This window comes from Streptomyces sp. NPDC059166 (genome assembly GCF_042755185.1).
Taxonomy (GTDB): Bacteria; Actinomycetota; Actinomycetes; order Streptomycetales; family Streptomycetaceae; genus Streptomyces.
In genome coordinates this window covers 56,797-73,976 of sequence record NZ_JBHZCI010000012.1, presented here as the reverse complement: position 1 = coordinate 73,976, position 17,180 = coordinate 56,797, and the positions used below count along the sequence as shown (strand labels likewise).

Annotated in this window: 18 protein-coding genes and 1 pseudogene; 9 read left to right on the top strand and 10 right to left on the bottom strand. The window is 73.0% G+C overall.

All coding sequences use genetic code 11. The features are described 5' to 3' along the window. The first annotated feature begins 12 nt into the window (after positions 1-12). Positions 13-1,011 (top strand): small ribosomal subunit Rsm22 family protein, encoded by a 999-nt coding sequence (locus ACFXOA_RS11700; RefSeq protein ID WP_385025293.1) that lies wholly within the window; start codon positions 13-15, stop codon positions 1,009-1,011. A gap of 34 nt (positions 1,012-1,045) precedes the next feature. Here ACFXOA_RS11700 and ACFXOA_RS11695 read toward each other — a convergent pair whose 3' ends face one another. Continuing rightward, entirely contained in the window at positions 1,046-1,384 is a 339-nt protein-coding gene (locus ACFXOA_RS11695) for a DUF4333 domain-containing protein (RefSeq protein ID WP_385025291.1), read from the bottom strand. 67 nt (positions 1,385-1,451) lie between these two features. Continuing rightward, a pseudogene (ddaH, locus tag ACFXOA_RS11690) lies at positions 1,452-2,294 on the bottom strand (dimethylargininase); the annotation flags it as partial. A 613-nt stretch (positions 2,295-2,907) separates the two neighbouring features. On the opposite strand from ddaH, the gene ACFXOA_RS11685 reads away from it, so the two are divergent. Continuing rightward, positions 2,908-3,651 carry a bifunctional DNA primase/polymerase gene (locus ACFXOA_RS11685; RefSeq protein ID WP_385025288.1) on the top strand — a complete coding sequence of 248 codons (744 nt, stop codon included), beginning with the start codon at positions 2,908-2,910 and terminating at the stop codon, positions 3,649-3,651. A 50-nt stretch (positions 3,652-3,701) separates the two neighbouring features. Here ACFXOA_RS11685 and ACFXOA_RS11680 read toward each other — a convergent pair whose 3' ends face one another. The 4 genes from ACFXOA_RS11680 to ACFXOA_RS11665 all read right to left on the bottom strand — a co-directional run bounded on the left by ACFXOA_RS11680 (position 3,702) and on the right by ACFXOA_RS11665 (position 7,825). Continuing rightward, the gene (locus ACFXOA_RS11680) at positions 3,702-4,700 is read right to left on the bottom strand and encodes a hypothetical protein (RefSeq protein ID WP_385025285.1); all 999 of its coding nucleotides are present in this window, start codon (positions 4,698-4,700) and stop codon (positions 3,702-3,704) included. A 124-nt stretch (positions 4,701-4,824) separates the two neighbouring features. After that, the gene (locus tag ACFXOA_RS11675; protein WP_385025282.1) at positions 4,825-5,664 is read right to left on the bottom strand and encodes a heme ABC transporter ATP-binding protein; all 840 of its coding nucleotides are present in this window, start codon (positions 5,662-5,664) and stop codon (positions 4,825-4,827) included. Then, positions 5,661-6,734: a FecCD family ABC transporter permease gene (locus ACFXOA_RS11670; protein ID WP_385025280.1), complete on the bottom strand. Its 1,074-nt coding sequence runs from the start codon at positions 6,732-6,734 to the stop codon at positions 5,661-5,663. The genes ACFXOA_RS11675 and ACFXOA_RS11670 overlap by 4 nt, the downstream gene beginning before the upstream one ends. Then, entirely contained in the window at positions 6,731-7,825 is a 1,095-nt protein-coding gene (locus ACFXOA_RS11665; RefSeq protein WP_385025534.1) for a hemin ABC transporter substrate-binding protein, read from the bottom strand. The genes ACFXOA_RS11670 and ACFXOA_RS11665 overlap by 4 nt, the downstream gene beginning before the upstream one ends. Positions 7,826-7,908: 83 nt before the next feature. Between ACFXOA_RS11665 and ACFXOA_RS11660 the strand changes: the two genes are divergently transcribed. From ACFXOA_RS11660 to ACFXOA_RS11650, 3 genes are all read left to right on the top strand, one after another. Then, a complete protein-coding gene (locus tag ACFXOA_RS11660; RefSeq protein ID WP_385025277.1) occupies positions 7,909-9,318 on the top strand; it encodes an HtaA domain-containing protein in 1,410 nt (469 codons plus the stop codon). A 48-nt stretch (positions 9,319-9,366) separates the two neighbouring features. Further along, positions 9,367-10,896: an HtaA domain-containing protein gene (locus ACFXOA_RS11655; protein WP_385025274.1), complete on the top strand. Its 1,530-nt coding sequence runs from the start codon at positions 9,367-9,369 to the stop codon at positions 10,894-10,896. Between the two features lie 84 nt (positions 10,897-10,980). Next, positions 10,981-11,652, top strand: coding sequence for a PhzF family phenazine biosynthesis protein (locus ACFXOA_RS11650; RefSeq protein ID WP_385025271.1), 672 nt, complete (start codon positions 10,981-10,983; stop codon positions 11,650-11,652). A gap of 71 nt (positions 11,653-11,723) precedes the next feature. Here the strand turns inward: ACFXOA_RS11650 and ACFXOA_RS11645 are convergent, their stop codons facing one another. Both ACFXOA_RS11645 and map read right to left on the bottom strand, forming a co-directional pair. After that, positions 11,724-12,389, bottom strand: a complete 666-nt coding sequence (locus tag ACFXOA_RS11645) for a heme oxygenase (biliverdin-producing) (RefSeq protein ID WP_385025268.1) — start codon at positions 12,387-12,389, stop codon at positions 11,724-11,726. A gap of 156 nt (positions 12,390-12,545) precedes the next feature. Next, on the bottom strand, positions 12,546-13,403 hold the full coding sequence (gene map / locus ACFXOA_RS11640; protein ID WP_385025266.1) for a type I methionyl aminopeptidase: 858 nt from the start codon (positions 13,401-13,403) through the stop codon (positions 12,546-12,548). 58 nt (positions 13,404-13,461) lie between these two features. On the opposite strand from map, the gene ACFXOA_RS11635 reads away from it, so the two are divergent. Beyond that, entirely contained in the window at positions 13,462-13,689 is a 228-nt protein-coding gene (locus ACFXOA_RS11635) for a hypothetical protein (RefSeq protein WP_385025263.1), read from the top strand. Positions 13,690-13,733: 44 nt separating this feature from the next. On the opposite strand, the gene ACFXOA_RS11630 is transcribed toward ACFXOA_RS11635, so the two are convergent. Further along, on the bottom strand, positions 13,734-14,672 hold the full coding sequence (locus tag ACFXOA_RS11630; protein WP_385025260.1) for an aldo/keto reductase: 939 nt from the start codon (positions 14,670-14,672) through the stop codon (positions 13,734-13,736). A 96-nt stretch (positions 14,673-14,768) separates the two neighbouring features. Between ACFXOA_RS11630 and ACFXOA_RS11625 the strand changes: the two genes are divergently transcribed. After that, positions 14,769-15,392, top strand: coding sequence for a TetR/AcrR family transcriptional regulator (locus ACFXOA_RS11625; protein ID WP_385025257.1), 624 nt, complete (start codon positions 14,769-14,771; stop codon positions 15,390-15,392). A 31-nt stretch (positions 15,393-15,423) separates the two neighbouring features. Here the strand turns inward: ACFXOA_RS11625 and ACFXOA_RS11620 are convergent, their stop codons facing one another. Then, complete coding sequence (locus tag ACFXOA_RS11620; protein ID WP_385025254.1) at positions 15,424-16,026, bottom strand: hypothetical protein; 603 nt, start codon at positions 16,024-16,026, stop codon at positions 15,424-15,426. Positions 16,027-16,177: 151 nt separating this feature from the next. Here ACFXOA_RS11620 and npdG point away from each other — a divergent pair, with 151 nt between their 5' ends. Both npdG and ACFXOA_RS11610 read left to right on the top strand, forming a co-directional pair. Beyond that, complete coding sequence (gene npdG / locus ACFXOA_RS11615) at positions 16,178-16,888, top strand: NADPH-dependent F420 reductase (protein WP_385025251.1); 711 nt, start codon at positions 16,178-16,180, stop codon at positions 16,886-16,888. 80 nt (positions 16,889-16,968) lie between these two features. Next, positions 16,969-17,145, top strand: a complete 177-nt coding sequence (locus ACFXOA_RS11610) for a hypothetical protein (protein ID WP_385025248.1) — start codon at positions 16,969-16,971, stop codon at positions 17,143-17,145. Positions 17,146-17,180: the final 35 nt, after the last annotated feature.

Here is a 17,180-nt window from a genome sequence, read left to right as displayed (position 1 = left end):
TACAATTCGGCGGTGAACGACACACTCCCCACGGCACAGGCACTGCGCGCGGCACTGACCGCCCTGCTCGACGGGCTGCCCCCGACGCAGGCGGCGCAGGCCGTCGACCGGCTGATCGCGAGCTACCGAGGGACCACCCCGACCGACGCCCCGATCCTGCGGGACCGGTCCGACGTCGCCGCGTACGCCGCCTACCGGATGCCCGCGACGTTCGAAGCCGTACGCTCCTGCCTCGCCGCACTCCGCGAGGCCGCTCCCGGCTGGGCGCCCGCCACCCACACCGACATCGGGGGCGGCACCGGGGCGGCGAGCTGGGCGGTCGCCGGTGCCTGGGAGGGGGTGCGGTCCACGGTCCTCGACTGGTCCGAACCCGCCCTCACGCTCGGCCGTGAACTGGCCGAGCGCTCCGGCATCCCGGGGCTGCGGGCCGCCGGCTGGGAGCGGGCGCGTATCGGCGCCTCCCCGGCGCCGGAGCCCGCGGACCTGGTGACCGTGTCGTACGTCCTCAAGGAGCTGACCCCGAAGGACCGGGCCACGGTCGTGGACGCCGCGGCGGCGGCCGGGCAGGCCGTGGTGATCGTGGAACCCGGCACCCCCGACGGCTACGACCGGGTGATCGAGGCCCGCGCCCGGCTGCTCGCCGCCGGCATGGGCATCGCCGCGCCCTGCCCCCACGACCAGGCCTGCCCGATCGAGCCCGGCACGGACTGGTGCCACTTCTCGGCGCGGGTCAGCCGGTCGTCCCTGCACCGCCAGGTCAAGGGGGGATCCCTCAGCCACGAGGACGAGAAGTTCAGCTATGTCGTGGCGACCCGCTTCGCCACCGCCCCGGCCACCGCGCGGGTCACCCGCAGGCCGCAGATCCGCAAGGGGCAGGTGCTCCTCGAGCTCTGCACCCGCGACGAAGGTCTGCGGCGTGAGACCGTCACCAAGCGGCACGGCCCGCTCTACCGCGCCGCACGGGACACCGACTGGGGTGACGCCTGGCCGCCGCCCGGCGAGGCCGGGTGAGCAGGGCCCTCGAGCAGCGTGACCGCCGCCGTTACTACGGCCGCCCCAGGGAGAGCCGGCCCTGCTCGTCCACGATCTCGACCTCGATCACCGCGACACCGTCGTCGTGGACGGTGCACTCGAATTCAGCGCCCTTCGTCACGACGACCGAGAGCGGACAGAGCACCGGGGCGTCGGAGGGCTCCATGCTGTTGGCATAGGTGCGGACCTGCTCCTCCAGAGCTGTCTGGTCCAGCACACGGGGCGGCGGAGGCGACTCGACCCCGACGGTGCCGAAAGTCAGCACCTTGACGGTGACGGCCACCGCGCAGGCCGCGACGACGAACGAGCAGAACGCGACGGAGCGCGGGAATCTTCGAGTTTCTTCGGTCACCCGAGTGTCCTACCGAGCGCACGGGCGGGCCCACAAGGGCCTGCCCGTGCAGGTCCTGTGAGGGTGCCTACGGACTGTTCCGCAGCTCCTGGGTGCAGCACTTCACGCTGCCGCCGCCCTTGAGCAGTTCGCCCAGGTCCATCGGGACCGGTTCGAAGCCCCGGTCCCGCAGCGGGTCCAGCAGGCCCACCGCGGCCTGCGGCAGCAGCACATGGCGTCCGTCGCTGACCGCGTTGAGGCCGAGCCGCGCGGCGTCCGCCTCCTCGGCCAGCAGCGCGTCGGGGAAGAGCCGGGCCAGCACGGAGCGGCTGCCGGGGGAGAACGCGGCGGGGTAGTACATGATCTCGTCGGCCGCGTCGTCGAGCACGCACAGCGCCGTGTCCAGGTGGTAGTAGCGCGGGTCCACCAGATCCAGGCCGATCACCGGGCGCCCGAAGAACTCCTGGGCCTCACCGTGGGAGAGCGGGCTGGACCGGAAGCCGCGCCCCGCCAGGATGTACGAGGCGGTCACCGCGAAGTCGCCCTCGCCCTCGTTGACATGGGCCGGTTCGTGGACGTCGGTGAAACCGTTGGCCAGGAACCATTCCCGGTGCGCCCCGGCCTCGGCGTAACGCTCCCGGTAGGCGAAGAGCGCGCCGAGCACACGGCCGTCGATCACGGTGGCCCCGTTCGCGGCGAAGACCATGTCCGGCAGGTCGGGGCGCGGAGTGAGCAGCTCCACGGTGTGGCCGAGCGCCCGGTAGCGGTCGCGCAGGTCCTCCCACTGGGTGGTGGCCAGGCGCAGGTCAACGGGCTTCGACGGGTCCATCCAGGGGTTGATGGAGTAGGTCACCTCGAAGTGGGCCGGGGCGCACATCAGGTAGCGACGAGGGGTGGCGTCACGGTTCAATGCAGGCTCCTCGCGAACGGCGGACGCTGCCGCGGAACGGTGGGACGCGCACGGGGTGTGTGCGTGAGTTCATGGTGCGCCGCGCCGGGCCGCCGCGCTGTGATCCGTTCGGGTGGTTCGTCGGTCCCCGGCCGTGCCGCGGGGGTGGGACGACGGCCGCGGACCGTGGGTCCCGGGGCCGGTGCGCGACGCCGCCCCGGCACGTCCCGCGGCCGAGGGGCGGCGCAGCGCTCGTCGCCGGCGGGGTGCCGACGGCCCGGGCGCGCAATTCGTCGAAAAACTGCTCGAACCATAACTTCGGTCGTATGTCACACGACCATGTGACGCCGGGAGCGGCCGGCCCGCGCGAGGACGCCGGGCCGCGGGGGCGCGGTGGAGCTCCTGACCACCCCGCCGGCCCTCCGCGGGCTGCTCAGGGCGCTTGTCCCGGCCCGGGTGTGCGTGGACGCCGCTTCCGGCACGCCGTTCCGGGGGCTCGCGGCCGGGACGTGTGACTCGTGATGCATTTCGTGATATTTCGCCCCGGCGTGACGGCCCCCGCACGGCCGCCCGGACACCCCGCTTGGGAACTCTGGCCACCCGAGGAGCAGGATGGTGCGACGATGGAGGGGTAACCGCTGAGGTGAGGGGATAGATGGGCGCCGATTCCGGCCGCAGTCGCGGCTCAGAGGGCAGGTTCTCCCAGTGGCTGCGCAGGCGGCCCAGACAGAAGCCGGAGGCCGACGACGCGGCCCGGCTGGGGCTGCTCCTGGCCGTCGCCGAGGCAGGAATGCCGATCGCGCCCGCCGCGTACCCGTCGGGATACCGGTGTTCGTGCGAACGCATCGGCTGTCCGACACCCGCGCGGCACCCCGTGTCCTTCGCCTGGCAGACCCAGTCGACGACCGATCCCGCGCAGATCGAGCGGTGGGCGGCAGGCCAGCCGTCGGCCAACTTCATCACCGCGACCGGGACCATCCACGACGTGCTCGACGTCCCGCTCGCCGCCGGCCGTGCGGCCCTCGACCGTCTCCTCGCCGCCGGGGTCGAGGTGGGGCCCGTCGCGCTGTCGGGCGCCGACCGGATGCTCTTCTTCACCGCCACCCGGGGTACCCCCGAGGACGAGGACGAGTGGTGGCCCTGTGAGCTGGACTGCCACCCGGAGACCATGGATGAGCATCCCGGCCTGCGCTGGCACTGCCGCGGCAGCTATGTCCTCGTACCTCCCGCACGGCTCCCCGGCGAGCTGGACGTCCACTGGATCCGAGGCCCGGAGAACCCCCTGCCCGACCCGCTGACCCTCCTGGAGTCGCTCACCGACGCCTGCGCGCAGTACGCGGACGCCGCCGGTGACAGCGACCTCGACCACGACTCGGTCGCCTGGCCCCTGAGCCGCTGAGCGTCAGCCGGGCGCCTGAGCCCGGGCGTCAGCGGGGCGCCGCCCGGCGGTCATGAACCCTGTGCCGCGATCAGTCCGGGCAGCCGGTTCAGCAGGCGCACCTTGCCGTCCGTGGCACCCGCCCCCTTCGGCGGGACGTACGCCAGCTGGCTGGAGACACGCTCCTTGGTGAGGGTGCTCGTCACCTCGCCGGTCAGCAGCGCCCGCACGTCGTCGGTCACCGTGGGCCGCAGGCCCTGCGCCGCCGTCTGCCGTTCGAAGTGCTTGCTGCTGAAGAAGACGAGCGCCCCGCCGTCCTCCGTCGTCAGCCCCAGCGGTGCGAACGTCCCGGAGTCCAGCCGCTGGTCGTCGTACTGGTAGGAGAAGCCCGCCCGGCGGGTGGTCCTCCGTGCCTCACGCCACCCGGAGGTCATCGAACCCGGGGCGAACACGTCGGGGGCGCCTTCCTTCAGGTAGCCGGTGTAGGTGCCGCTCAGATCCGCGGGAGGGGTGGCCAGCGCGTCGTCCGCGTCCGCGGAGGGCAGCGGCCGGGCGAAGCCGTCGGGGTCCACGCGGAACTTCGGGATCTCCGACGGGGGGACGACCGCCAGGTAGGAGACCTTCCACGGCGCGTCAGGGCCGGTGCGTACGAACGTCAGCAGCCAGCGGGTGTCCAGCTTCCCGCCGTCCTGGTCGCGGTTGGAGTCCGTGTCGGCGAGGAACCAGCGCGGCCAGCCCGCCTTCTTCGGAACGACGTACGAGGCGTCCGTCAGTTCCAGCGGCGTGTGCTCGGCGTTGCCCTGCGGGTTGTTCTTGCGCCGCGCGGTCAGACCGGCCTGGTTGATCGCGCCGAGCGAACCGGTCACCCGGTCCTCGTCGAGCGCGGGATCGTACGCCTTGTCCGCCGCGTTGTAGGCGGCGGTGAAGTCCTCCAGGGCCTGCGCGGCCTCGGACTTCGTCGCCGCGGGCACGACTTCGAGTTCACCGTGTACCGTCACGCAGCCGCTCGCCGTCACGACCAGTACCGTCGCCGTCCCGAGCCCCGCCGCCAGCCGCCCCAGCCTTCTCATCCCTTGCCTTCTGCGCCTTCTGATCCGTCGTCCGCACTGACCGCCTGAACCCTACCGGGGCGGCGAACCGCCCGAGCCCCGGCCCGGGATGCGGCACCCAACCGTGACATGGGCGCCGTGACGCTCAGGAAGGGCGCCGGGGGACGACGAGGGGCACCCCCGTCCGCGGGTGCGGGAAGACGTCCACCGGCTGCCGGTACACCTCGCCGAGCAGTTCACCTGTGAACACCTCGGAGGGCGGCCCGGCGGCCGCGACCCGGCCGTCCCTCAGCACCAGCGCCCGGTCCGCGTAGGCGGCGGCGAGACCGAGGTCGTGCAGCACGACGACCACCGCGTCGCCCGCGGCGGCCCGTTCGCGGCAGATGCCCAGCACCAGTTCCTGGTGGCGCAGGTCCAGGGCGGCCGTGGGTTCGTCCAGCAGCAGCAGCGGGGCACGCTGGGCCAGCACCCGGGCCAGTGCGACCCGGGCGCGCTCACCACCGGACAGCGCGGAGAAGGGGCGTGAGGCGAACTCCGCCACCTCCGTCGCGGCCAGCGCCGCCGCCACCGCTGCGTCGTCCTCGGGCTCGCGGGGAGTCCCGGCCCAGGGCGCCCGCCCCATCCGTACGACCTCCTCGACGGAGAAGGGGAAGGCGAGCGCGGCGGACTGCGGCAGGACCGCGCGGCGCAGGGCCAGTTCGGCGGCCTGCCATCCGGTCGCGGGCCGGCCGTCCACCCGCACCTCGCCGCTGTCCACGGACAGGTCTGCGGCGAGCGCCGCCAGCAGGGTCGACTTCCCCGCGCCGTTCGGTCCCACGAGGGCGAGCACCTCACCCGTCCGCACGGTGAGATCCACGCCGTCCAGGACCGGTCTGCCGCCGAGCCCGACTCGGACGGAGACCAGTTCGGCCGCTGTCGACCCCGGCTTCGGAGGAGAGGGGAGCTCCCGCGCACGGGAGGAGAGCAGTGCCGTGAAGGGATTCATGCCCAATCACCTTGTCTGCGACGGGTCCTGCGCAGCAGCCAGAAGAAGAACGGGCTGCCCAGGAGCGCGGTCAGCACCCCGAGCGGCAGTTCGGCGGGGGCGGCGACGGTGCGTGCCGCGAGATCGCCCGCCACCAGCACCAGCGCGCCTCCCAGCGCGCTGCCCGGGACGAGGAAGCGGTGCCCCGGACCGGCGGCCATCCGCAGCAGGTGCGGGACGAGCAGTCCCACGAAGGAGATGATCCCGGCGACGGCCACCGCCGCGGCGGTCAGCAGCGCAACGACGAGGACGAGCACGATCCGCAGCCGCTCCACGTCGACCCCGAGGTGGCGGGCGGGCCGCTCGCCCAGCGCGAGCAGGTCGAGCTTCCTGGCGTGGAAGGGCGCGACCAGGAGACCCGCCGCCGCGCAGGGAAGCACGGCCAGCACCTTCGGCCAGGTCGCCTGGGACAGCGAGCCGAGCTGCCAGAAGGTGATCTGGCTGATCTGCGCGTTGTCGGCGAAGAAGATGAACAGGCCGATCAGGGCACCGGCGAAGGCGTTGACGGCGATCCCGGTGAGGACCAGCGTCACCACCTCGGTACGGCCTCCTGAACGTGAGAGGACGTAGACGAGCAGCACGGTGGCGAGACCGGAGACGAAGGCGCAGGCGGTGATCGTCCAGTTGCCGAGGAACGTCGCTCCGAGCGCGATCGAGGCGACGGCTCCGACCGCGGCCCCGGAGGAGATCCCGATGACCCCGGGCTCGGCCAGCGGATTTCCGAACACCCCCTGCATCAGGGCCCCGGCGCATCCCAGGGAGGACCCGACGAGCAGTGCCAGCACGACCCTCGGCAGGCGCACGTTCCACAACACGCTCTCACCGACCCGGTCCAGGGCGTGCCCGCCGAGGCCGGCGCGGTGCAGGACGGAGGCCAGGACGTCGCCGAGTGGAATGCCGTACGCGCCGATGCCGGCGGAGAGCAGGCAGCCGGCGAGCAGGGCGGCCGACAGGGAGAGGGTGAGGACGAAGGCCCGCCCGCGCCGGGCGGTGAGCTTCAGGGGCGGCGCGTCGGAGGCGGTGGCGGTCACTTCTTGCGCCCGCCGTCCGGGTAGAGCTGGTCGACGAGTTCGGCCAGGACCCGGTCGGTGCGAGGCCCGTAGTTCAGCAGGACACCGTCGTCGATCGAGACGATGCGCCGGTCCATCCCGGCGGGTGTCTCCGCGACCCCGGGGATCTTCACCAGGCCGTCGGGGCCGCCCACCGACTCCAGGCCCTTGCTCATGACCAGGATCGCGTCCGGCGCGGCCTTCGCCAGCGCCTCGCTGGTGATCGCGGTGAAGTCCTTGGACAGCCCGGACGCCTTCCCGGCATCGACGGCGCCCGCTGCTTCGATCAGCGAGCTCGCCCCGGACTCCCGGCCGCCCAGCAGATAGACGGAGGCGGAACCGCGCAGGTAGAGGAACGCCACCCGCGGCGCCCCGCCCTCGGGCCGCGCGGGGACGGTCCTGCGTACGGCGGCGATACGGGACTCCGTACGCTTCCGCAGCGCGTCACCGGCGGACGGCACCCCCAGTGCGGCGGCCACGGTACCGATCCGGCGGCTCACGTCGCCGAGCTCCTTGGCCGGCTCCACGACGACGAGAGGGATGCCCGCGTCGCGGATCTGCGCGATCGCCTCCGCGGGGCCCGTGGTGGTGTCGGCCAGGACGACCGTGGGCCGCAACGAGAGCACGCTCTCCGCCGAGACGTCATGGGCGCGGGTCACCACGGGGAGCTTCTCCGCCTGTTCGAAGGTGGCCGTGATGTCCCGGGCGACCACCTTCCCGCCGAGCCCCAGGGTGAAGACGATCTCGCTGAGCGAACCGGTGAGCGGGACGATCCGGTCCACGGAGCTGACGCCGACCTCCTCGCCGTCGGCGGAGCGGACGGTGACGGGCAGCCGGGGCGCCGGGGTGGTGGCCGGCGGTTCGACGACGTCCGCCGGAGCGGTGGCTGCGCCCGGCCCGGCGGGGGCGGCCGCGGGGGCGGCGGACGGCCCGCAGCCCGTGAGGACCGAGGCCAGGGCCAGGACGACGACCGGTATCCGGCGGACGGCGGTGCGCCGCCGCGCCGTTCTTCGGTCCGCCGCGGCGGGGTACTGGGGAAGTCGCACGGGTGCACCGTCCTGGGTCTTGCGCAGAGGTGCGGCGGAGGGGGTTCCGGCGCACGGGCATTGAGCTTAGGTTAGCCTTACCTCACTTACCAGCTCCTGGGGGGTCTCCCATGCCGTCGTCCCTGTCCGTCCGCGCGCCCGCGGCCGCCGTCATCGCGGTGCTGCTCGGAGCCCTGCTCCCCGCCACCGCCGCACACGCGGCGAGCCGCACGGTGCAGGGCGGAAGGCTCGACTGGGGGATCAGGTCCTCCTTCCAGAGCTATGTCACCGGACCCGTCGCCGACGGCAGTTGGAGCCTCACCGGAGGGGCCGCGACCGTCGGCGGAAGCCAGTTCCGCTTCCACTCCGCCACGGGCTCCTACGACCCGGACAGCGGCGCCCTCCGCGCCGGGTTCTCCGGAGGGGTCCACTTCGTGGGCCACAAGCAGGCCGGCGGCGGCAACGAACTCGACCTCACGATCAGCCGTCCCACCGTCCGGATATCCGGGGGAGCGGGGACCCTCTATGCCGACGTGGCCGGCAAGGCCCGGGGGAGCGGCCGGATCACGGCCTCCTCGCAGGTCCCCCTGGCCACCCTCGGCCTCGGCGGGATCGACATGCGAGGCGGCTCCACCCCGGTCCGCCTCGAAGGGATCCCCGCGACGCTCACCGCCCAGGGGGCGAGCGCCTTCGCCGGGTACTACGCGGCGGGCACGCCGCTCGACCCGGTCAGCCTCTCCGTCGACACCCTCGCCCCCGCCGCGAAGCCGTCCGGATCCGCGAAGTCCCCCGCGCCCGCCAAGTCCTCGCCCTCCGCGGGGAAGAAGGAGCGGAGTGCCGGCCGCATCGAGGACGCCGCCGTGGACTGGGGCGTGCGACGCACCTTCCGCGAGTACGTCACCGGCTCCGTCGGCCGGGGCGAATGGACCCTGACCGACGGAGCCCTGGACGGCGGGGCGGTCTTCCGGTTCCCGGAGGGCGAGGGCGGCTACGACGCCGCGAAGGGCACGCTGGACGCCGACTTCGCGGGCAGCGTGCGCTTCACCGGCGCGGGCGGCCTCGATCTGCGGCTCTCCGCGTTCAGTGCCCGGATCGCCTCGGGCAAGGGGACGCTCCTGGCCGACGTCACCAGGGGCGGCGCCACGGACAGGGCCGTCCCCCTGGTCACCTTCGCGGCCGCCGGCCTGGCGCCTAAGGGCGGTCTGGCCGTCCTCACCGAGGCACCGGCCACCCTGACCGCCGAAGGTGCCGAGGCGTTCGGCTCCCTCTACAAGCCCGGCACGGCCATGGACCCGGTCTCTCTCGCGGTCGCACTCGACGCGAAGGCCGAACTGCCCGCGCTGCCCGACCTGGGCAGTACCGCCGCACCGTCCGGGACCCCCACACCCTCGGGGGCCAAGGCCCTGACCACCGAGCCGGCCGCCTCCGGAGCGTCCGGACCACGAACCTCTCTCGCCGTCGGGGGCGGAGCCGTGCTGATCGCGGCCGCGGCCGCCGTGCTGTACGCGGTCAGGCGCCGCCGTGCCGCACGGAACACCTGACGAACTCCCCCTTCCCTCCCTTCATCCACGTACATCAGGAGCACCGCCATGTCGGCAAACCGCCGTTCACGCACCCTCGCCGCAGCAGTGGCCACCGCCGCCGCCTTCGGCGCGACCTTCGCCCTCCCCGCGCTGGCGGCGGACAGGGCCACGCCCGCCGGGGCGCCCGCGGCCACCATGGAGCTGACGGACGGCACCCTCGACTGGGGCTTCAAGGAGAGCTTCCGCAGATACATAGGCGGTGCGGGCACGATCACGGTGAAGGACGGGGCGACCCAGGCCGCCGGGAACGGCATCTTCACCTTCGGCAACGGCAAGGGCACCTACGACACCAAGACCCACGGCACCGGTACCGCCTTCGACGGCAGCGTCAACTTCAACGCCCACGGCGGTGTCCTCGACATCACCGTCTCCGACGTGAAGGTCACCACGAGCGGCACCACCGGTGCCGTCACCGTCGACCTGAAGACCCCGCAGGGCACACAGGACGACGTGGCGTTCGCCGAGCTCGACCTGTCGTCCGTCCGGCCCGGCCAGGGCGAGGGCGGCGCGATGGTCTTCAAGGACATCCCCTCGAAGCTGACGAAGGCCGGTTCGTCCGCCTTCAACGGGATGTACGCCGAGGGCGAGGCCCTCGACCCGGCGACCCTGTCGGTGAAGGCGGTCACGCCCCCGACCGAGGAGCCCACGAAGGAGCCCACGAAGGAGCCGACGAAGGAGCCGACGGCGGCACCCACCGAGAAGCCCACCGAGAAGCCCACCGCGAAGCCGTCCGCGAAGCCGTCCGCCACGGCGACGGCCGTGGCGCCCGTCGAGGGCGAACTCGTCGACGGCACCCTGGACTGGGGGGTCAAGGAGTCCTTCCGCTCGTACGTCACGGGCCCCGTCGCCGGCGGCAAGGCCGAGACGGCCGACGGCGCCACCGCCTCGGCATCCGGCTACCGCTTCCCCGACGCCGAAGGCGGCTTCGACGCCGACGAGCAGACCCTGGACGCCGAGTTCGGCGGCAAGGTCCGATTCCTGGGCCACAAGGAGGGATCCGCCTACACGCTCGACCTCTCGCTCAGCGGCCTCGAGGTCAAGGTGAAGGACGGCGCGGGCACCCTCGTCGCCGACGTCTCCAGCAAGGACCGCGAGACGAAGAAGGTCACCACCTACAGCGACCTGGCCGTCGCCGACCTGAAGCTCCCCGCCGGTGAACTCGCGGCGAAGGGCGGTGTGGTGACCCTCGACGCGATGCCGGCCACCCTCACCGCCGACGGCACCAAGGCGTTCGGCGGCATGTACGCCGAGGGAACCCGGCTCGACCCGGTGACCGTCGCGGTCGCCCTCGACGAGGACGCGGAACTCCCGGCCGCCGCAGGCGGCGGCACCGCGACCACCGGCGGTGGCTCCACGGCCGCGGGCTCCACCTCCGGCGGCGCGACGGTCGGTGGCGGCGGCACGGTCGGCGGGGGTGGCGCCCTCGCCTCCACCGGGGCCGGCCTCCCGGCGGGCGCGCTGATCGCAGCCTCCGGTGCGGTCGTGGCGGCGGGAGCCGGCGCGGTCGCCCTGGCACGCCGGCGCCGTACGGTCTGATCCCCCTGGGGAGGGCCGCACCGGCGCACGCAGCCGGTGCGGCCCTCGGCGTACGGAGCCGCCGTACGGTGTTTGAATGACCCGGTGAACGACTACGACGTACCCGCAGGAATCGATGTGCTGCGCGTGTTCTGCGGCCCCGGCGGCCGCCACGGCAATGCCCTCGGTGTCGTACGCGACGGGCGCGGCTACCCCGACGACCTGTCCCGTCAGGCGCTGGCCCGCAAACTCGGCTTCAGCGAGACGGTGTTCGTCGACGACCCCGAACGGGGCGCCGTCGACATCCGCACCCCGGAAGTCCGGCTGCCCTTCGCCGGACATCCGCTCGTCGGGACCGCCTGGCTGCTCGACCTGGAGATCCTGGAGCTGCCCGTCGGCGACGTGACGGCACGCCACGACGGTGAGTTCACCTGGATCACCGCCCGCCCCGAATGGGCGCCGCCCCGGACGCTGGAGCGCTACGCCTCGGTCGCCGAGGTCGAGGCGCTGACGGGCCCCCCGCCCGGCGAGGGCTGGCTCTACGTCTGGGCGTGGGAGGACGAGGCGGCCGGCCGGGTGCGCGCGCGGGCCTTCCCGAGGCGCGGTGACGTCATCGGCGAGGACGAGGCGACCGGCGCCGCCGCCATGCTGCTGAGCGCCGAACTCGGCCGGGCCCTGAACATCACACAGGGACGCGGCTCCCAGATCCTCACCGCACCCGCGCCGGACGGCACGATGGAGGTCGGGGGCCGCGTCCTGCTGGATCACGCGTCCTGATCGCAGCCGTTCCCAGGCGCTGAACAGGACGACCGGAGCCGTCCTGCTGAACAGGACGACCGGAGCCGTCCTCAGGCGCCGATCGGGAAGACCTCGCCCAGCTCGCGGAAGACGGCCGTGTTCAGTGCGAACGCACGCCTGCACTCGTCGACCACGCGCTGCTTCTCCAGGTCGTCGGCGTCCACCGCGTCCAGCAGCTCCCGGTACTCCCGCTTGAAGGCGGCGGGGTTGGCGATCTGCTCGAAGACGTAGAACCGCACCCCGTCGCCCTTGCGCGCGAAGCCCCAGGTCTTCTCCGCGGTGCCGCGGATGATCTGGCCGCCGGACAGGTCCCCGAGGTAGCGGGTGTAGTGGTGCGCCACGTAACCGGCGGGCCAGTCACGGGCGCACTCGGCGACGCGCGCGGCGTAGGCCGCGGTGGCGGGCAGCGGCTCCAGGCCCTCGCGCCAGGCCTCGCCCCGCAGGTGGGCGAGGTCCCGCTCCAGCTCTGCCGTGCGCATCAGCTCGGGTCGGATGAAGGGGCCGGCGACCGGACTGTCGCGCAGGGCGTCCGCCCCGTCCTCCAGGGCCCGGTAGACGAACCACAGCTGCTCGGTGTAGCGCGTGTACGCCTCCACCCCGAGCCGCCCGCCGAGCATGTCGCTCATGAACGCCGAGGACTCGGCCTCCGTGTGCTGCTCGTGCGAGGCGGTGCGGATGAGCGTCGAGAACGGCGTGGTGGTGGCGGTCGACTCCAAGGCGGGCCTCCGGGGACACAGGGGACGGGAAGTCCGGATGAATGGGTGCATACCGGCGGCAGCTGTGCGGGCCGCCGCACGCCGATGTGCCGATCCTCCTACTTAGGCTTACCTAAGTCAACAGGTTCCCGACTCCCTGTCGGTAAGTTCCGTGCCTCAGGGAAGGGTCAGGATGTCGGCCCCGGTCTCGGTCACCACCAGTGTGTGCTCGAACTGCGCGGTCCGCTTCCGGTCCTTGGTCACCACGGTCCAGCCGTCGTCCCACATGTCGTAGTCATGGGTCCCGAGCGTCAGCATCGGCTCGATGGTGAACGTCATCCCGGGCTGCATCACGGTCGTCGCGTGCGGGCTGTCGTAGTGCGGGATGATCAGCCCGGAGTGGAACGAGGAGTTGATCCCGTGCCCGGTGAAGTCCCGGACCACGCCGTAACCGAACCGCTTCGCGTACGACTCGATCACCCGCCCGATCACGTTGATCTGCCGGCCGGGCCGCACCGCCTTGATGGCGCGGTTCAGCGACTCCCGGGTGCGCTCCACCAGCAGGCGCGACTCCTCGTCGACGTCCCCGCAGAGGTAGGTGGCGTTGTTGTCGCCGTGCACACCGTCGATGTAGGCGGTCACGTCGAGGTTCACGATGTCGCCGTCGCGCAGCACCGTGGAGTCCGGGATGCCGTGGCAGATGACCTCGTTGACGGAGGTGCAGAGCGACTTCGGGAAGCCCCGGTAGCCGAGGGTCGAGGGGTACGCGCCGTGGTCGACCATGTAGTCGTGGGCGACCCGGTCGAGCTCGTCGGTGGTGACGCCGGGGGCGATGTGCTTGGCCGCCTCCTCCATCGCGCGCGCCGCGATGCGGCCCGCGATCCGCATCCGCTCCACGGTGTCGGAGTCCTGGACCTCCGGCCCGGTGTACGGGGTGGGAGCGGGCTTCCCCACGTACTCAGGGCGCCGGATCTTTCCGGGGACGGAACGGACGGGAGTGATCTCCCCTGGTACGAGAAGCGACTGGCCAGACATGCCAGCGAGTCTAACCAGCGTGCCCGGGGCACCATGGCAAAGAGGAAAGGATCCTGCGATGGCCCTGTTCAAGAAGCGCACGGTGGGCAAACCGGGCGAATGGTACTACTGCCTGGAGCACAAGAAGGTCGAGGAAGGCCCCGAGTGCCCGGGCAAGGACCGGTTCGGCCCGTACGCCACTCCGGGGGAGGCGCAGCGCGCGATGGACACCGCGCGTGAGCGGAACCTCGAGTGGGAGACCGACCCGAAGTGGCACGACCGTCCGGAGGGCGGGCAGGCGGACTGAGGGGGTCGCGCCCCGGCGGGACCCGCCGGGGCGCCGTGGTCCGGTCAGCCGGGCCGGACGGAGTCCAGCGCGGCCAGGGCCTCGGCGTCGAGCCTGATCGCGCCCGCCGCGACGTTGGCCTCCAGGTGCGAGGGGTCCGCCGTGCCCGGGATCAGCAGGGTGGCCGGGGTGTGGTGGAGGAGCCACGCCAGCCCGGTCTGGGAGGGGGTGGCTCCGAGGCCGCGGGCGACCTCCTGCACGACGGGGTGCTCGTTGACCTTGGGGAGGTCGGGGAAGGCGCTGCCGAGGGGGAAGTAGGGGACCCAGGCGATGCCGTGTGCCGTGCAGGCACGGGCCAGCTCCTCGTCCTCGCGGGCCAGGAGGCTGTAGGCGTTCTGGACGCACGCGATGCCGAGGGGGAGCGCCCGGTTCAGGTCGTCGAGGGTGACCGTGCTGAGGCCGATGGCCTCGATCTTGCCCTCGTCGCGCAGGCTGCTCATCTCGGCGAGCTGGTCGTCGAGGTCGACCATCTGGTCGGGGGAGGCGGAGAGGCCGAAGCCCGAGGTGGTGGGGCGGCGCAGGTTGACCAGGGGGATCCGGTCCAGCCCGAGGCTCTTGAGGTTTGCCTCCACGTCGGCGCGGAGGTCGGCCGGGTGCTGGGCGTATCGCATCGGCGCGGGGCCGCCGGGATCGGGCGTGGCCCCGACCTTGCTGACGACCGTGACGCCGTCCTCGGGGCGGATCGCCTCGCGGATCAGCTCGTTCGAGAAACCGTCGCCGTAGAACTGCGCCGTGTCGATGTGGTCGATGCCGAGCTCCACCGCGCGGCGCAGCAGCGCCACCGCGCCGGCGCGGTCCTCGGTCATCCGGTGGAGCTGCATCGCGCCGTAGCCGACCCGGGAGACGGTGCGGTCACCGAGCCGGCCGGCCCCTCCGGCGCGGGGGGCGCCCGAGGCCGTCGTCGGCGAGGAGGGGGAAGGTGAAGCGGATGAGGATGAGGGCATGGGTGGTTGACTCCCTCGGATGTGAGATCCTGAAGTGACGCGGAGGATTCCTCCGCTTGAGAATGACCGTAACAGGAAACGGAGGAATCCTCCACCATGGTTCCGCGCGCCCCCGGCGGCGGCTCCGCCGACCCGGCACCCGGCAGTGCGCGGGGCGGGCGGACCGATGCCCGCCGTAACCGCGAGAAGATCGTTCAGGCCGCCCGGGACGCCTTCACCACGGCGACCGGACCGGTGGCGCTGGAGACCGTCGCCCGGCAGGCGGGCGTGGGCATCGCCACCCTCTACCGGAACTTCCCCACCCGTGACGCGCTGGTGGAAGCGGTCTACGCCGAGGAACTCGACGCGATCGCGGCCGACGCCCCCGCCCTGCTGGCGGAACTCCCCCCCAGGGCGGCACTCCGCGCCTGGATGGACCGCTACATCGCGTTCTCCGCGGCCAAGCACGCGATGCACCGGGATCCACGGGTCGGACCCACCGCCGGAAGAGCGGTCCCGGTGCTCCCCACCCGCGAACGCATCGACGAAGCCGTGGCGACGCTGCTGAGCGCCGGAGCGCGTGACGGGTCGCTGCGCACGGACGTCGCCGCGGACGACGTCACCACCCTGCTCCTGGGTGTCTCACTGGCAGCGGTGGCGGGGATCCCGGCCGAGCAGACGGCACGTCACCTGGACCTCGTCGCGGACGCCCTGGCGTCGAAGGGGGCCGGCCGGGTCTGATCCGGCCGACCGCGCCGTGGACCGTGGCGCGTCACCAGCGGTCCGGGGGCGGGGCGGTCAGCTGGTCGGCGAGCCGGGAGAGGCGGTCGCGGAAGGTACGGCGGCCCCGCGACGCCGGGCCGCCGTTCTCGCCGGCCGCCGCGCTGACCAGGTGCTGCACCGTGTCCAGATCGACCTCCGCCTCGCCGGACACCGTGAGCGCCTCGTGTGCGAGGCCCCGCACCTCCGGATCGCCGCCGTCCAGCGCGAGCACCGTCGCACCCGCGCGCCGCGCGTCGTGCACCCGCTCCAGCAGGCCGCCGCCGGGCCGCTGCGGAGCGACCACGAGCAGCGTCTCCCCGCGCCCCGCCGACTCGATCCGCCCCAGCCCGACGGCCAGGTGAACCGGGTCGTCCGGCTCGATCCGGTGGCGTACGAGAGTGGGCCGCAACTGCGGCAGACCCGACCACGTCGACTCGTCGACCAGGTGCGCGGCCATGTGCCACGGCTCGTAGACCTCGGTGCCCACCAGCAGCAGACCGCCGCCCCGGGGCACCACCGAGGAGCGCAGGGTCCGGGCGAAGCCCCGGGCCGCCGCCGGCCACTCGGTCCCGGCGAGCACCTCACGCAGCAGTGCGACACGTACGGCGTCCATGCCCCGGCATCATGCCGCCCGGCCACCCGGCCCGTCCGGCGGTCGCCCGTACTCCACCCGAAGGGGGCAGGCGGCACCCGCTCACGTGACGCATGTCGCAGGCGCCGGATACCCGGCGGCCGCCCCGCTACCTGGCAGTAGGGTCGGCGCCATGACTGCACATGACACCGGAAGCACCCCGAAGCCCCCCGCCAAGGACCCCTGGGACCTCCCCGACGTGTCCGGCCTGACCGTGGGCGTACTCGGCGGGACCGGCCCGCAGGGCCGCGGCCTCGCCTACCGATTCGCCCGTGCCGGGCAGAAGGTCGTCATCGGCTCCCGCGCCGCCGACCGCGCCGAGGCCGCCGCCGCAGAACTGGGCCATGGTGTCGAGGGCGCGGACAACGCGGAATGCGCCCGCCGCAGCGACATCGTGATCGTCGCCGTGCCGTGGGACGGCCACGCCAAGACGCTGGAGTCGCTGCGCGAGGAGCTCGCCGGGAAGCTGGTCGTCGACTGCGTCAACCCCCTCGGCTTCGACAAGAAGGGCGCCTACGCCCTGAAGCCCGAGGAGGGCAGCGCCGCCGAGCAGGCCGCCGCCCTCCTGCCCGACTCCCGCGTGACGGCCGCCTTCCACCACCTCTCGGCGGTGCTGCTCCAGGACGAGTCGATCGAGGAGATCGACACCGACGTACTGGTGCTGGGGGAGGCCCGGGCGGACACCGACACCGTGCAGGCCCTGGCGAGCCGCATCCCGGGCATGCGGGGCATCTTCGCCGGCCGGCTGCGCAACGCTCATCAGGTCGAGTCCCTCGTGGCGAACCTGATCTCCGTCAACCGCCGCTACAAGGCACACGCGGGGCTGCGTACCACCGACGTGTGAGCCCGTGACCGGAGCCGAATCGGGCATGAGGGACACTGGAGGGGCCACGCACCATCCCCCGACAGGAGCACCAGCCCCTCATGCCCCGCCTCGCGCTCTACGCCATCGTCCTCTGCGTCCTCGCCGTCGTCGCGGCCGTGGTCTCCTTCGCCCAGGGCGGCATCCTGCTGGGCGTCGTCTGGGTGCTGCTGGTCGGCCTCTCCTCCAACATGGCGTGGTTCTACGTGCGCCGGCACAGGGCGCAGAAGGACGCGTGAGGCGCCGGCACAGGGCGCGGACGGACGCGTGAGGC

Coding starts and splice junctions, on each gene's coding strand:
- ACFXOA_RS11620 (WP_385025254.1), bottom strand. CDS start 16,026: ATGGACGCCGTACGTGTCGCACTGCTGCGTGAGGTGCTCGCCGGGACC.
- ACFXOA_RS11685 (WP_385025288.1), top strand. CDS start 2,908: ATGGGCGCCGATTCCGGCCGCAGTCGCGGCTCAGAGGGCAGGTTCTCC.
- ACFXOA_RS11635 (WP_385025263.1), top strand. CDS start 13,462: ATGGCCCTGTTCAAGAAGCGCACGGTGGGCAAACCGGGCGAATGGTAC.
- ACFXOA_RS11630 (WP_385025260.1), bottom strand. CDS start 14,672: ATGCCCTCATCCTCATCCGCTTCACCTTCCCCCTCCTCGCCGACGACG.
- npdG (WP_385025251.1), top strand. CDS start 16,178: ATGACTGCACATGACACCGGAAGCACCCCGAAGCCCCCCGCCAAGGAC.
- ACFXOA_RS11625 (WP_385025257.1), top strand. CDS start 14,769: ATGGTTCCGCGCGCCCCCGGCGGCGGCTCCGCCGACCCGGCACCCGGC.
- ACFXOA_RS11610 (WP_385025248.1), top strand. CDS start 16,969: ATGCCCCGCCTCGCGCTCTACGCCATCGTCCTCTGCGTCCTCGCCGTC.
- ACFXOA_RS11655 (WP_385025274.1), top strand. CDS start 9,367: ATGTCGGCAAACCGCCGTTCACGCACCCTCGCCGCAGCAGTGGCCACC.
- ACFXOA_RS11675 (WP_385025282.1), bottom strand. CDS start 5,664: ATGAATCCCTTCACGGCACTGCTCTCCTCCCGTGCGCGGGAGCTCCCC.
- map (WP_385025266.1), bottom strand. CDS start 13,403: ATGTCTGGCCAGTCGCTTCTCGTACCAGGGGAGATCACTCCCGTCCGT.
- ACFXOA_RS11680 (WP_385025285.1), bottom strand. CDS start 4,700: ATGAGAAGGCTGGGGCGGCTGGCGGCGGGGCTCGGGACGGCGACGGTA.
- ACFXOA_RS11660 (WP_385025277.1), top strand. CDS start 7,909: ATGCCGTCGTCCCTGTCCGTCCGCGCGCCCGCGGCCGCCGTCATCGCG.